The 12491-nt window shown below is 75.5% G+C and carries 15 protein-coding genes; 14 read left to right on the plus strand and 1 reads right to left on the minus strand.

Translation table 11 applies throughout. The features are described 5' to 3' along the window. Positions 1-212 precede the first annotated feature (212 nt). The 6 genes from IE98_RS0107325 (at position 213) to IE98_RS42140 (ending at position 6622) form a co-directional block, all read left to right on the plus strand. Complete coding sequence (locus IE98_RS0107325; RefSeq protein WP_052390232.1) at positions 213-1007, plus strand: hypothetical protein; 795 nt, start codon at positions 213-215, stop codon at positions 1005-1007. Next, complete coding sequence (gene asnB / locus IE98_RS0107330) at positions 1007-2836, plus strand: asparagine synthase (glutamine-hydrolyzing) (RefSeq protein WP_030266065.1); 1830 nt, start codon at positions 1007-1009, stop codon at positions 2834-2836. The genes IE98_RS0107325 and asnB overlap by 1 nt, the downstream gene beginning before the upstream one ends. Next, complete coding sequence (locus IE98_RS0107335) at positions 2833-3360, plus strand: flavin reductase family protein (RefSeq protein ID WP_052390233.1); 528 nt, start codon at positions 2833-2835, stop codon at positions 3358-3360. The genes asnB and IE98_RS0107335 overlap by 4 nt, the downstream gene beginning before the upstream one ends. Next, a complete protein-coding gene (locus IE98_RS0107340) occupies positions 3357-4829 on the plus strand; it encodes a 4-hydroxyphenylacetate 3-hydroxylase family protein (protein WP_030266072.1) in 1473 nt (490 codons plus the stop codon). The genes IE98_RS0107335 and IE98_RS0107340 overlap by 4 nt, the downstream gene beginning before the upstream one ends. After that, on the plus strand, positions 4826-5668 hold the full coding sequence (locus IE98_RS0107345; protein ID WP_030266076.1) for a class I SAM-dependent methyltransferase: 843 nt from the start codon (positions 4826-4828) through the stop codon (positions 5666-5668). The genes IE98_RS0107340 and IE98_RS0107345 overlap by 4 nt, the downstream gene beginning before the upstream one ends. A 105-nt stretch (positions 5669-5773) precedes the next feature. After that, positions 5774-6622, plus strand: a complete 849-nt coding sequence (locus tag IE98_RS42140) for a helix-turn-helix domain-containing protein (RefSeq protein ID WP_052390234.1) — start codon at positions 5774-5776, stop codon at positions 6620-6622. Between the two features lie 73 nt (positions 6623-6695). On the opposite strand, the gene IE98_RS0107355 is transcribed toward IE98_RS42140, so the two are convergent. Further along, positions 6696-7904 carry an MFS transporter gene (locus tag IE98_RS0107355; protein ID WP_159400846.1) on the minus strand — a complete coding sequence of 403 codons (1209 nt, stop codon included), beginning with the start codon at positions 7902-7904 and terminating at the stop codon, positions 6696-6698. A gap of 161 nt (positions 7905-8065) precedes the next feature. Between IE98_RS0107355 and IE98_RS0107360 the strand changes: the two genes are divergently transcribed. The 8 genes from IE98_RS0107360 to IE98_RS0107395 all read left to right on the plus strand — a co-directional run bounded on the left by IE98_RS0107360 (position 8066) and on the right by IE98_RS0107395 (position 12361). Then, positions 8066-8851, plus strand: coding sequence for a sterol desaturase family protein (locus IE98_RS0107360; protein ID WP_052390236.1), 786 nt, complete (start codon positions 8066-8068; stop codon positions 8849-8851). After that, a complete protein-coding gene (locus IE98_RS0107365) occupies positions 8848-9264 on the plus strand; it encodes an HIT family protein (RefSeq protein WP_030266090.1) in 417 nt (138 codons plus the stop codon). Before IE98_RS0107360 ends, IE98_RS0107365 begins: the two co-directional genes overlap by 4 nt. A 50-nt stretch (positions 9265-9314) precedes the next feature. Further along, the gene (locus IE98_RS0107370; RefSeq protein WP_030266094.1) at positions 9315-9839 is read left to right on the plus strand and encodes a DUF4240 domain-containing protein; all 525 of its coding nucleotides are present in this window, start codon (positions 9315-9317) and stop codon (positions 9837-9839) included. Positions 9840-9923: 84 nt separating this feature from the next. After that, positions 9924-10097 (plus strand): hypothetical protein, encoded by a 174-nt coding sequence (locus IE98_RS50020; protein WP_199922877.1) that lies wholly within the window; start codon positions 9924-9926, stop codon positions 10095-10097. A 111-nt stretch (positions 10098-10208) separates the two neighbouring features. Then, on the plus strand, positions 10209-11054 hold the full coding sequence (locus IE98_RS0107380; RefSeq protein WP_052390237.1) for a pentapeptide repeat-containing protein: 846 nt from the start codon (positions 10209-10211) through the stop codon (positions 11052-11054). A gap of 29 nt (positions 11055-11083) precedes the next feature. Further along, entirely contained in the window at positions 11084-11542 is a 459-nt protein-coding gene (locus IE98_RS0107385; RefSeq protein ID WP_030266100.1) for a hypothetical protein, read from the plus strand. Further along, a complete protein-coding gene (locus IE98_RS0107390) occupies positions 11542-11721 on the plus strand; it encodes a hypothetical protein (RefSeq protein ID WP_030266103.1) in 180 nt (59 codons plus the stop codon). The genes IE98_RS0107385 and IE98_RS0107390 overlap by 1 nt, the downstream gene beginning before the upstream one ends. Before the next feature lie 37 nt (positions 11722-11758). Continuing rightward, complete coding sequence (locus IE98_RS0107395) at positions 11759-12361, plus strand: DUF4291 domain-containing protein (protein ID WP_030266106.1); 603 nt, start codon at positions 11759-11761, stop codon at positions 12359-12361. The last annotated feature ends 130 nt before the right edge of the window (positions 12362-12491 follow it).

Below are 12491 nucleotides of genomic sequence, written 5' to 3' on the forward strand. Positions count from 1 at the left end.
CAAGCCGCAGGGAGCGCCGGGGGCACCTCCCGGCCTTCGGTCGGGAGGTGCCCCCATGCGCCCCTACGGTTGCTGACCCTCTGCGCAGAAGGCGACCTTCGGAGCAATCGGTGGCGCCGATCGTCGCCCGGGGAGGCTCCGTTCGGGGCTTCTGACGGACCGTCGGCGATTCGTAGCGTGGCCGCACCACGTCCAGCCGAAGGGAGAGCCCGATGGGCGACGCGTCCGACGGCACCATCGCACACACCGGCGACCGGGCCGGCCCGGTGCCGCCCCACCTGCCCGCCGGCACCGCCGTGCTTCCCGCCGGCCGCGGTGCCGCCCGCCCCGAACCGCAGCGTTCCCCGTACCGGTCGATGCCGGACGCGGACCGTTCGGCCCTGTGGCGGCGGCGCCTGCACGAGGCCGAGGCCGGCCTCACCCGCTACCTGGTCTCGCGCGGCGACGAGGTGCAACTGGCCGACTGGTTCGCCCTGCAGGCGGAGATCTTCGCCGACCTGCCCGATCCGGCGACCGCGCCGGCCACCGAGTGGCAGCGGGTGTTCTTCCGCGGCCAGGCCCTGATGGAACGCTTCCTGGTCGCCCGGTACGGCGAGCAGGTGCTGGCGGAGTGGGCGCGGTCCAACGCCGAGGTGCACCGGGAGGTCGAGCCGGACCTCGGCCGGGGCGCCGCCGACCCGATCCACCGGATCGCCCGACAGGCCGAACTCTACGGTTCCGACTACGAGTTCGACGACGAGCAGCCGCCGTCCGCGGACCGTGCGGTGCTCACCATCACGCACTGCGCGATCTGGGACTACCGGGAGAAGGCCCGCCGCAGCGGCGTCCGGCTGACCCTCGCGTCCCCGTGCACGTACTGCACGGAGGCACTGTCCGCGAACATCCGCGCCAAGGGATTCCGGCCCGCGCACCGGCTGCGCAGCGGCCCCACCGGCCACGGCTGCCACTGGGAGGCCGCCCGGCCCGAGCCCGCCACCACCACCGACGACGAACCCCGGGAGTCCTGATGTGCGGAGTCACCGGCTGGGTCGACTGGGAGACCGACCTGCGCCACCAGGGGCACCTGCTGCGGGAGATGACCGCCACCCTCGCCTGCCGCGGCCCGGACGCGGACGGCGTCTGGCTGTCCCGGCACGCCGCGATCGGCCACCGCCGGCTGTCGGTGATCGACCTGGACGGCGGAGCCCAGCCGCAGGCGGACGCCGAACCGCCCGGCGCGGTGCTCGGCTACAACGGCGAGCTGTACAACCACCACGAGCTCCGTCGCGAACTCGAGTCCCTGGGGCACGTGTTCCGCACCCGCTCGGACACCGAGGTGGTGCTCCGCGCCCACCTGCACTGGGGCCGCGAGGCGCCGCGCCGCTTCAACGGGATCTTCGCGTACGCCCTGTGGGACGCCCGCGCCGAGGAGCTGCTGCTCGTCCGCGACCACCTGGGCATCAAGCCGCTGTACTGGCACGCGCACCGCACGGGCGTGCTGTTCGGCTCCGAGCCGAAGGCGCTGCTCGCCAACCCACTGCTGCCCGCCGAGCTGGACGCCGGGGGGATCGCCGAGCTGTTCGCGCTGCCCGCCGCGCCGACCCCCGGGCACGGACTGTTCCGCGGGCTGCACGAGGTCCGGCCCGGCCACCTGGTGGCCGTCACCCGGCACTCCACCCGCGAACTGCGCTGGTGGGCCTTGGAGTCCCGGCCGCACCGGGACGGCGGGGTGGCCACCCGGGAGCGCGTCCGGGGGCTGCTCGCCGACGCGGTGGAGCGCCAGTTGATCAGCGACGTCCCGCTCTGCACGCTGCTCTCCGGCGGGGTCGACTCCAGCGCGATCACGGCGCTGGCTGCGGCCGCCCGGGAGCGGTCCGGCCAGGGCAAGATCACCAGCTTCTCGGTGGACTTCCCCGGTAGCGCCGACCGGACGCCCGACGCCTGGCGGACCACCCCGGACGCCCCGTACGTGCAGGCCGCCGCCGAGCACATCGGCACCCTGCACACCGCCGTCCTCGTCCCCGACGACGACCTGTTGGACGCCCGGGACGCCGTGCTGCGCGCCCGCGACCGGCCCGGCTGGGGCGAGATGGACGCCTCGCTGCACCTGCTCTTCCGCGAGGTGCGCCGCCGCTCCACGGTGGCGCTCTCCGGCGAGGCCGCGGACGAGATCTTCGGCGGCTACCCGTACTTCCACGATCCGGCCGCGCTCGCCTCCGGCACCTTCCCGTGGCTGCACGGCCGCACCACCCCGGCCGCGCTGCTGCGCCCCGAGGTGCGCGCGGCCGTCCGGCCCGAGGAGTACACCGCGGAGGCGTACCGCCGCTCGCTCGCCGAGGTGCCGCGGCTGGACGGCGAGCCGGCGGCGGACGCGCGGGTGCGCGAGGTGTTCCACCTGGCGCTGACCCGTTGGCTGCCGCCGCTGCTGGACCGGGTCGACCGGGTCTCGATGTCCGTCGGGCTGGAGGTGCGGGTGCCGTTCTGCGACCACCGGCTGGTCGAGTACCTGTGGAACGTGCCGTGGGCCCTCAAGGCGTCCGGTGGCCGGTCCAAGGGGCTGCTGCGCGACGCCGTCCGGGACCTGCTGCCGCCGCAGGTCGCCGAGCGGCCGAAGAGCGGCTACCCGTCCACGCCGGCCGTCCGCTACACCGAGGTGCTCACCGATCGGGCGCGGGAACTGCTCGCCGACCCGAACGCCCCGGTGTTCGACCTGGTCGACAGGGGGACGGTCCGCCGGCTCCTCGCCGGGGGCCGGCCGCTGCCGAGCCCCCGGACGGCGCCGAACCCGGTCGGCGGCCTGGACCACCTCGTCCAGGTCGACGAGTGGCTGCGCGCCTACCGGGTGGGGCTGCGATGAGCGCCCCCGCCCGCCCCGCGCCGGCACCGGAGGACGCCTTCCGGGCTGCCGCCCGGCACTGGAGCACCGGCGTCGCCGTGCTCACCACCCGCGCCGGCGAGGAGGTGTTCGCCAAGACCGTCTCCTCGTTCTGCACCCTCTCGCTGGAGCCGCTGCTGGTCAGCGTGGCCGTCGCCCGGCACAGCCCGCTGGTGTCCGCGGTCCGCGGCAGCGGCCGTTTCGCCGTCTCGGTCCTGACGGAGCGCCAGCACGGGGTGGCACGGCGGTTCGCCACGCCCGGTGCGGGCCGGGCGCTCGGCACCTTCACCGCCGTTCCGATGCGCGCCGAGGCCACCGGCGCGCCGGTGCTGGAGGCCGCCCTCGCCTGGTTCGACTGCCGGCTGCACGGCGTCCTGCCCGGCGGCGACCACGCCGTCCTGGTCGGCCGGGTCGCCGCCGCGGACGCCTCGCCCGGCGAGCCGCTGCTCTACCACGACGGCCGGTTCCGCTCACTAGCCCACCACTCACCTGGAGTTGGCGCATGACCCTGCTCGACACCCCCGCCGCCGCGCGGGGCCTGCTCACCGGCGACCGGTACCGGGCCGAGCTTGACGACGGGCGCGAGCTCTACCTGGACGGCAAGCGGATCGGCAATCCCGCCGAGCACCCCGCCTTCCGGCCCGCCGCCGACGAACTCGCCCGGCTGATCGACCTGCAGCACGAGCCCGAGCACCGCGAGCTGCTGACCTGGAAGGACCCGGAGACCGGCCTGCGGCTCGCCCGCGCCTACCAGCCGCCCCGCACGGTCGAGGAGTTGCGCGTCCAGCGGCGCAGCGCCGAGTTCTGGCACGCCGAGGCCCTCGGCCAGCAGGGCCGCTCCCCCGCCTTCATGGCCTCGATCGCCGTCGGCGTCTACGACTTCCGGCACCGGCTGGCCGGCAACGACCCGCGGTTCGGCGCCAACGCCGAGGCCTGGTACCGGCACTGCGCCACCAACGACCTCGTCCTGTCGCACGCCCTCGGCGACCCGCAGATCGACCGCTCCGCCGACCCGGTGGACGAGCCCGACCTGGCGCTGCGCGTCCTGGAGGAGACCGAGCGCGGCATCGTGGTGCGCGGCGCCAAGCAGCTCACCACCCTGGCACCGCTCGCCCACGAGGTGCTGGTCTACCTGTCGGCCTCGTTCGCGCAGCGCCGCGGCGAGCAGTTCGTGGTCTGGTTCGCGCTGCCGCTCGACACCCCGGGCCTGGTCACCCTCGCCCGGGAGCCGCTCGGCAGCGCCCCCTGGGGGCACGCCCACCCGCTCGGCGCCCGGTACGACGAGCAGGACGCCATGCTCTTCTTCGACGACGTGCTCGTCCCCTGGGAGCGGGTGCTGCTGCTCCGCGACGCCGACCTCGCCCGGGTCGGACTCGGCCGGATCAACGCCTGGAGCGCCTACGTCGGCCACGTCCGCTACCGGGAGCGGCTGCGCGTCCTGCTCGCCACCGCGACCCTGGTCGCCGAGTCGATCGGCGTGGACGGCTTCCGCAACGTCCAGGAGGACCTCGGCCGGCTCGCCGGGTACGCCGAGCTCACCGAGTACTTCCTGGACGCCGCCGAGGCCCGCGGCAAGGTCACCGACGGCGGCCTGTTCGCGCCGGGCGACACCGCCGCCTCCCGGGTGTGGTCCGCCGAGGTCGCGGCCGACGCGGTCGCGATCGTCCGCCGGATCGGCGCCTCCGGCCTGCTGATGCAGCCCACCGCCGGCGACCTCGCCAACCCCCGGCTGCGCCCGCACCTCGACCGCTACATGCGCGGCCGCGGCATCGACGCCGAGCGCAAGTCCCGCCTGTTCCGGCTCGCCTGGGAGCTCACCGGCGACGGCTTCGGCCAGCGCCAGGACCTCTACGAGTACGTGCACCGCGGCGACCTCGCCCGCAACCGGATCAACCTGTTCAAGCGCTACGACCAGAGCGCCGCCCGCGCGCGGCTGCTGCAGCTCGTCGACCGGCCCCAGGAGGCCCGCCCGTGACCGCGTCCGCCACCGAGATCCAGTCCCGCACCCTCGCCGGGTACGCCGACGCCAGCCGGCTCCGCCAGGTCCACGACCGCGACTGGGTGCTCGAACGGCTCCCCGCGGAGCCGCAGATCCTGGTCGACCTCGGCAGCGGCATCGGCCAACTGCTGCAGGCCGCCCTCGAACGCTTCCCGTCGATACGCCTCGCCGCCGGCCTGGAGCGGTCCGAGCACCGGATCGCCGAGGCCGCGGAGCGGCTGCGCCCGTACGGCGCCCGAACCGTCCTGCACCGGGCCGACCTCACCGACCCCGAACCGCTGCCGCTGCGCCCGGACGCCGTCACCATGACCTCCGTCCTGCACTGGCTCTTCCCGCACGAGGAACGGATCTTCGCCTGGGTGTCCGGCCGTCTCGCCCCGGGCGGACGGTTCCTGCTCACCACCTACCACCCCGCCCGGGACGAGCACGGCCTCGGCGGCGAGGACGAGATCGTCCGGGAGGCGCTCACCGCCCTCGGCACGCCGCGCGCCGACGTGCCGGCGCTGTTCGCCCGCGCCGGCGTGCTGCCGATCGCCACCCGCACCCGCACCGTCGACGACCTGGCCGCCGTCCTGCGTCCGCACCTCGCCGTCGCCGGCCACCAGGAGCGCGACGCCGTGGTCACCGTGGAGAGCGCCGAGCAGTACGCGCACTTCCACGCCGCCACCTTCGGCGACTACTACAGCCGCCTCGTCCCCGCCGAACGCCGCGCCGACTTCTTCCGGGCCGTCGGCGAGGCCGCCCGGCAACGCCAGGGCGAACGCGGCCACGTCAGCCGCATGCCCGTCCGGCTGTGGGAGCTCACCACCCGCTGACGGACCGTCACCGCGCCGCCGGCCGACCGCCGCACCTCCCGCGGCGGCCGGCCGGCGGCACCTGCCCCGGACCCGACCGCACCGCCTCCGCCCGAGGAGCCATCCGTGTCAACTCCCGCCGCGAGCCAGGAACTCGGCGCCTTCCTCCGCGCCCACCGCGAGCTCCTCAAGCCCGCCGACGTCGGCCTCACCGCGACCGCCCGCCGCCGCACCCCCGGGCTGCGCCGCGAGGAGGTCGCCTCGCTCTCCGGCGTCGGCCTCGCCTGGTACACCTGGCTGGAACAGGGCCGGGTCACCGCCTCCCGGCAGGTCCTGGAGGCGGTCGCCCGTGCCCTGCGCCTCGACGCCGCCGGGCTGCGCCACGCGATGCGCCTCGCCGGCTACCACGAGTCGCCCGCACCGGCCGACGCCGCCGACCGGGACGGGCTCGCCGCGGCCGTCCGGCCCGTCCTCGACTCCTGGCCGGCCAGCCCCGCCGCCCTGCTCGACCGCCACTTCGACCTGCTCGGCTGGAACGCCGCCTGGTCCGCACTCTGGGGCCCGCCCGAGGCCGTTCCCGCCGACCGCCGCAACCTCATGTGGCTGATGGCGGCCGACGGGCGGCTGCGCGGCGTCCTGCACGACTGGGAGCCGCTCGCCATGAACGTCTTCCAGCACTTCCGCGCCCAGGCCGGCCCCGCCCTCTCCGACCCCCGCACCGACGAGGTCTACCGCCATCTGGACACCGACGCGCCGGAGCTCCGCCACTGGTGGGGATGCCACTCCGTGGCGGAGCTCACGGCCCGCACGGTCACCGTCGAACCGGCCGGGATCGGCCCGATCCGGCTGACCCTCTCCTCCTTCCACCCGGTCGACGACCCGACCGCCCTCGTCCTCCTCTTCACCCCCGCCGACCCCACCGCCCGCGCCCGCATGACCGCCCTCACCACCCACCCCCTCCGCAGCGCGGGATAGGCGGGGCACCCCCGGGGGCTCGGGAGAACTGCGCGATCCGGATGCGGCGGGCCCGCCGGACGGGTCCGCCCCGCTACCGCGCCCGCAGCACCCGCGCCCCCACCGCCGCCGCCAGGGCCAGCCCGATCCCCACCACGGCCGTCCCCACCGCGACGTCCGCGAAGGCCCCCACCGCCCAGGCCCCGACGCCCGTCCCCGCGTACATCGTCGAGGTCAGCCAGGCACTGGAGGTGGCCCGCAGTTCCGGGGCCACCGTCCCCGCCAGTGTCTGCTGGTCGGTCACGAAGCCGCCCGAGGCGAGGAACCACACCGTCACCCCGAGGAGCGCGAGGACGATCCCCGGTCCGCCGACCGCCAGCCCGATGCCGGCGGCCAGCAGCAGCGCCCACAGCGGCAGCAGCGGCACGCCGTCCCGTCCGGCGGCCCGCGCCCGGTCGCCGAGCCGCCCGCCGAGCAGCGATCCGACGACGCTGCCGGCGCCGACCAGCACACCGACCAGTCCGAGCGCCTCCACCGACAGGTCGAACCGCTGCACCAGGACCGCTCCCAGGAACGTGTACGCACCCAGGTTCGCCGCGTGGAAGACGGTGTTGACCAGCAGTGCGCGCCGCAGCGCCGGATCGGCCCAGCCCGCGAGCACGGCCCGTACCGCACTGCCGCGCCCGTCCGCCGGCGCCGCGCTCCCGCCCGCCGGGACCTGCTTCAGCAGCAGCGGCACGGCGGCGGCCGTCCCGACGGCGAGCGCCCAGAACGCGGAGCGCCACCCGGCCAGCCCGGCGAGGAAGCCGCCGAGCGGCACCCCGACGACCTGGCCGGCGGAGAACAGGGCCATGCCGAGGCCGAGCGCGCGGCCGCGGACGGCGTCCGGTGCGGTCTCCGCGATGTGCGCCCAGATCGCCGGTCCGGCCGCGGCGGCGGCCAGTCCGGCGACCGCCCGGGAGAGGACCAGCGGGGTCAGCCCGGTGGAGAGCGCCGCCGCGGCGTTGGACAGGACGAAGAGCAGTGTTCCGGCGACGAGCGTGCGCCGCCGTCCGAACCGGTCGCTGAGCAGCCCGAGGAAGGGGGCGGCCACGGCGTACACCAGCACGTACGCGGTGACGCCGGAGGCCGCGGCGGCCTCGCTGACGCGGATCGAGTCGGCGATCGTCGGCAGCAGCGGCGAGACCAGGAAGGTCTCGGTGCCGAACAGGAACAGCAGCAGGAACACCCCGGCGTAGCGCAGCCGGTCGAACGGCTGCGCCGCGGGCTCGGCACTCGGCGGCGACGCGGACACACTGGTCACGGCCCTCACACCCCTTCGGGAGGCCCTTCACGGGCACACGGACGACGGATCTCGGCCGGGCCATCGTGTGCCGGTGCCTCGGCGGCAACCAGACAGGCGATCATCCTGTGACCGCCGCTCACAGGCTCCCGCGCGTCGGGCCCCCGTGGCAGGCTGGGGCGGTGGACGGATTCCTGGGGTGGGCCGCCCGGCTGGGTGCGGGCGAGGTGGTGGCGGGGGCGCTGCTGCTCAACGCGGTGCTGTTCGTCTCGGCGGTGGCCGCCGGGCGGGTGCTGGTGCGGCGCTACGGGGACCGCCGGGTGGCCCCGCCGCCCGGCCCGGTGACCGGGGCGGAGGTCGCCCTCACGGTGGTCGCCCTGCTGATCAACAGCGGTGTGGGGGTGGCCGGGTGGGCGCTGTGGAAGGCGGGCCTGGTGACCCTCTCGGCCTCGACCGGTCCGCGGGTGCTGCTCGAACTCCTGGCGTTCACGCTGGTCATGGACGTCCTGGCGTACGCGGCGCACTGGATCGCGCACCGCCGCCGGCTGTACCGGCTGGCCCACGAGCTCCACCACCGCTACCCGGATCCGCGGCCGTCGACGCTGTTCGTCCTGCACCCGCTGGAGGCGTTGGGCTTCGGCGGCGCCTGGCTGGCGATCCTGACGGTGTGGGAGCTGTCGGCGCTCGCGCTGGGCGGGTTCGTGCTGCTGAACCTGGTGTTCGGGCTGCTCGGCCACCTCGGGGTGGAGCCGCTGCCGGCCCGGGTCCGGCGGTGGCCGGTGTTCCGCTGGGTGGCGCTGCCGATGTTCCACATCGGCCACCACCTCGACCCGGGTGTGAACTTCGGTTTCTACACCACCGTGTGGGACCGCCTGTTCGGGACGGTCGACCCGGCGTACGACCGGATGCGACACGCCGTCGACCCTGCCGCCGCCCGGCTGCCGGATGCCCTTCAATCACCGGCATGAGCTGCATCTTCTGCGAGGTCGTGGCGGGCGGGGCGGACACCCACCGGGTGTTCGAGGACGAGGCCGCGGTCGCCTTCCTGGACCACCGTCCGCTGTTCCCCGGCCATGTCCTGGTCGTGCCGCGGCGGCACGTACCGACCCTGACCGACCTGGCACCGGAGGAGATCGGGCCGTACTTCGCCCGCGTGCAGCGGATCGCCGCGGCCGTCGAGTCGGCGATGGCGGCGGCCGGCAGCTTCGTCGCCGCGAACAACCGGGTCAGCCAGTCGGTGCCGCACCTGCACGTCCACGTGGTGCCGCGCAATCCCAAGGACGGCCTGCGCGGCTTCTTCTGGCCGCGGACGCGCTACCGCGACGAGGCGCACGCCGCGGAGACGGCCGCCCTGATCGCCGCCGCACTGGCGGCCGGCTGACGGCACCGGGGCGGGCCGGCCTGTCAGAGCGGTACGGCATGCTCCGGGGCATGGACAAGCAGCAGTTCTGGGACGTGATCGAAGCAGCCCGCCGGCCGGGCCCGGAGGACGCCGAGGCCGTCGTCGGGCGGGCCACCGCCCTGCTCGCCGTCCGGCCGCGCCAGGAGATCCTCGCCGCACAGCAGTTGCTGTGGGACCTGATGGCGGAGTCGTACCGCGGTGACCTCTGGGGTGCCGCGTACCTGATCAACGGCGGCTGCTCGGACGACGCCTTCGACTACTTCCGCGGCTGGCTGATCGTGCAGGGCCGCGAGGTGTTCGAGCGGGCCGTCGCCGCGCCGGACACCCTCGCCGAACTGCCGTCCGTCCGCGAAGCGGCCGCGAACCGCGAGGAGCTGGACTGCGAGCGGGCGCTCGGCCTGGCCTGGGACGCCCATCTCGCCGCCACCGGCGAGCAGATGTCCGGCGACTGCTACACGATCGCCTGTCCGGAGATCGCCTTCGACTGGGACTTCGACGACGCGGCGGAGACCGCCCGGCGCCTGCCCCGGCTCGCGGCCCTGTACGGGGAGTGAAGCCGGCGTCCGCACCCAACCCGCGTGCCCGACACGCGCTTCGGCCACCGGCCGCCCGCGCCCCGGCCCGCGCACAATGACGGTATGACAGTTCCCTTGAAGTTCAGCGGGGCCTCGAAGAACCTGACCTTCGACGAACTGGAGAAGTTCGTCCACGCCGCACGCCGGGCGGGGGTGGTCGGGAAGCAGCCCGTCACCGCCGTCGTCTCCACCACCGGCAAGCTCAAGCAGCTCCAGGTCCTCCTCGACGAGGAGTGACGCCCGCGGCGGGAAACCGACCCGCGGCGGGGAACCGGTTCGAGCCCGCCCCCGTCCTTCGGCGAGAATGTGCACGTACCGAGCACGTCCGCACCGAGGAGACGACGCACGTTGGCCAGCCGGAAACCCTCCCCCGCGCCCGCCCCGGACCGCCCCGACCTGCGGTCCGACTGCTCGCGCTGCTTCGGCCTGTGCTGCGTCGCGCTGCCGTTCGCCGCCTCCTCGGACTTCGCCGCCACCAAGGACGCCGGCACGCCCTGCACCAACCTGCGGGCCGACTTCCGCTGCGGCATCCACACCCGGTTGCGCGAGGAGGGCTACCGCGGCTGCACCGTCTTCGAGTGCTTCGGCGCGGGCCAGAAGGTCTCGCAGATCACCTTCGGCGGCGAGGACTGGCGGCAGGACCCGGGATCGGCCCGGCGGATGTTCGCCGTGTTCCCCGTGCTGCGGCAGCTGCAGGAGCTGCTGCACTACCTCGCCGAGGGCCTCGCCCTGCCCGCCGCCCGCCCGGTCCACCCCGAGCTGCAGCGCGCCTTCGACGCCACCGAGCGGCTCACCCTCGGCACCGCCGAGGAGATCACCGCGCTGGACGTCCCCGCCCTCCGCCAGGAGGTCAACACCCTGCTGCTGCGGGTCGGCGAGCTCGTCCGGGCCGGCGTGCCCGGCCGCACCCGCAACCACCGCGGCGCGGACCTGATGGGCGCCCGGCTCAGGGGCGCGAACCTGCGCGGCGCCAACCTGCGCGGCGCGCTGCTGATCGCCGCCGACCTCGGCCGGGCCGACCTTCGCAGCGCCGACCTCATCGGAGCCGACCTGCGGGACGCCGACCTGAGCGGGGCCGACCTCACCGGCGCGGTCTTCCTCACCCAGTCGCAGGTCAACGCCGCCCGCGGCGACGCCGCGACCCGGCTGCCGGCCGGCCTGGACCGCCCGGCCCACTGGGCACCGGCCCGCTGAGCGTCCCCGGACAACCCCCAGGCGACCCCGTGGACGATCCGCCGGAGGCGCTCTGCGTCCGGCTGCACCGCGGGCTGCGCGGCGAGGGCCCGTTGACGGCGGCCGACGCGGCCGCGCTCGGCTGTGCGCTGCTGGACCTCGGCCACGACGGCCCGGCGGTCCGCGAGGCGGTGGAACGCCGGCCGGCCGACGTCCCGCCGGCCGAACTCCCCGGCCTCGCCGCAGGGCTGCTCGCCGAGGCGGGGTTCGAGCCCGGCTTCGACCTCGTCCCGGAGCAGCTGGAGACCCTGCGCCGGGCACTGGACACCGTCCTGCAGGACCTTCCCGCGCCCGGGGCCGCCTGGTCGTCCGGGACGGCTGGTACCCGCCCTCCGCGGGCGTGGTCCTCGCCGGCGGTTGGCTGCACGGCGGCGGTCTGCCCGTCTCCGCCGGCGGCGACCCGGCCACGGCGGTGGCGGCCGTCGCCGCGCACGTCCAGGAGAGCCTGATGGAGCGCGACCGCCGGGTCCTGCCGCTCTGCCCCGAGCACGGCCTCGGCCTGCACGCCGTCCGGCAGTCCGGCACGGCCGGCTGGTGGTGCGCGGCGGGCAGCCACCCGGCCGGCGGGATCGGCCGGCCGCCGCGGACCGGCCGAAATCGGGATGACCGCCCGGGGTGCCGCGCATAGGCTCCGCGGGACGTCCGCGCACAGCCCTGGAGCCCGAGTGACCGATCAGCCGTTCCGCGCCGTCCGGGCCGTCCACGACGACCTGGGCCTGACCGTCTACCAGGCGTACCCGGCGGAGATAGCGGAGGCGGCGCTGGCTGCGGGCACCTTCGTGCCGCCGTTCAAGCGCGGCCGGATGACCTGGATCAAGCCCTCGTTCCGCTGGATGATGTACCGCTCGGGCTGGGCGTCAAGGCCGGGCCAGGAGCGGGTGCTGGCCGTCCGGATCGGGCGGGACGGCTTCGAGCAGGCCCTCGCGCTGGCCTGCCCCAGCCACCACGACCGGCGCTGCCACGCCACGGCGGAGGAGTGGCGCACGGAGCTGGCGGCCAGCCCCGTGCGGGTGCAGTGGGACCCGGAGCGCTCCACCCGGCTCGGCGCACTGGAGCACCGCGCCCTGCAACTCGGCCTGTCCGGACGGGCGGTGACCGGCTACGTCGACGACTGGATCCTGGGGATCACCGATGTGACCGCGCTGGCGCACGAGGCCCGGGCCCTGGTCCGCGACGGCCGCACCGACCTCGCCGACGCACTGATCCCGGCCGAGACCCCGTACCCGCTGCCCGGGCACCTGGCGGCCCGGATCGGCGCCGACGTCTGAGCCCCTCCGGCCACCGTCCCGCCCCGTTCAGGACTCCGTTGGGAAATCCGCAAACCGGTGATGGCGGATGGTCCTGGCTGCCATGATCGGCCTGTTCGTCGATCGAGGGGGCCGGGTGTCGCTGGAGCCG

Origin of the sequence: Streptomyces sp. NRRL B-24484 (assembly GCF_000717715.1) — a bacterium.
Lineage (GTDB): Bacteria > Actinomycetota > Actinomycetes > Streptomycetales > Streptomycetaceae > Kitasatospora.

Bases quoted from the DNA above. Each gene is read 5' to 3' on its own strand.
- IE98_RS0107325 (WP_052390232.1), top strand. From the start codon at position 213: ATGGGCGACGCGTCCGACGGCACCATCGCACACACCGGCGACCGGGCC.
- asnB (WP_030266065.1), top strand. From the start codon at position 1,007: ATGTGCGGAGTCACCGGCTGGGTCGACTGGGAGACCGACCTGCGCCAC.
- IE98_RS0107335 (WP_052390233.1), top strand. From the start codon at position 2,833: ATGAGCGCCCCCGCCCGCCCCGCGCCGGCACCGGAGGACGCCTTCCGG.
- IE98_RS0107340 (WP_030266072.1), top strand. From the start codon at position 3,357: ATGACCCTGCTCGACACCCCCGCCGCCGCGCGGGGCCTGCTCACCGGC.
- IE98_RS0107365 (WP_030266090.1), top strand. From the start codon at position 8,848: ATGAGCTGCATCTTCTGCGAGGTCGTGGCGGGCGGGGCGGACACCCAC.
- IE98_RS0107370 (WP_030266094.1), top strand. From the start codon at position 9,315: ATGGACAAGCAGCAGTTCTGGGACGTGATCGAAGCAGCCCGCCGGCCG.
- IE98_RS50020 (WP_199922877.1), top strand. From the start codon at position 9,924: ATGACAGTTCCCTTGAAGTTCAGCGGGGCCTCGAAGAACCTGACCTTC.
- IE98_RS0107390 (WP_030266103.1), top strand. From the start codon at position 11,542: ATGGAGCGCGACCGCCGGGTCCTGCCGCTCTGCCCCGAGCACGGCCTC.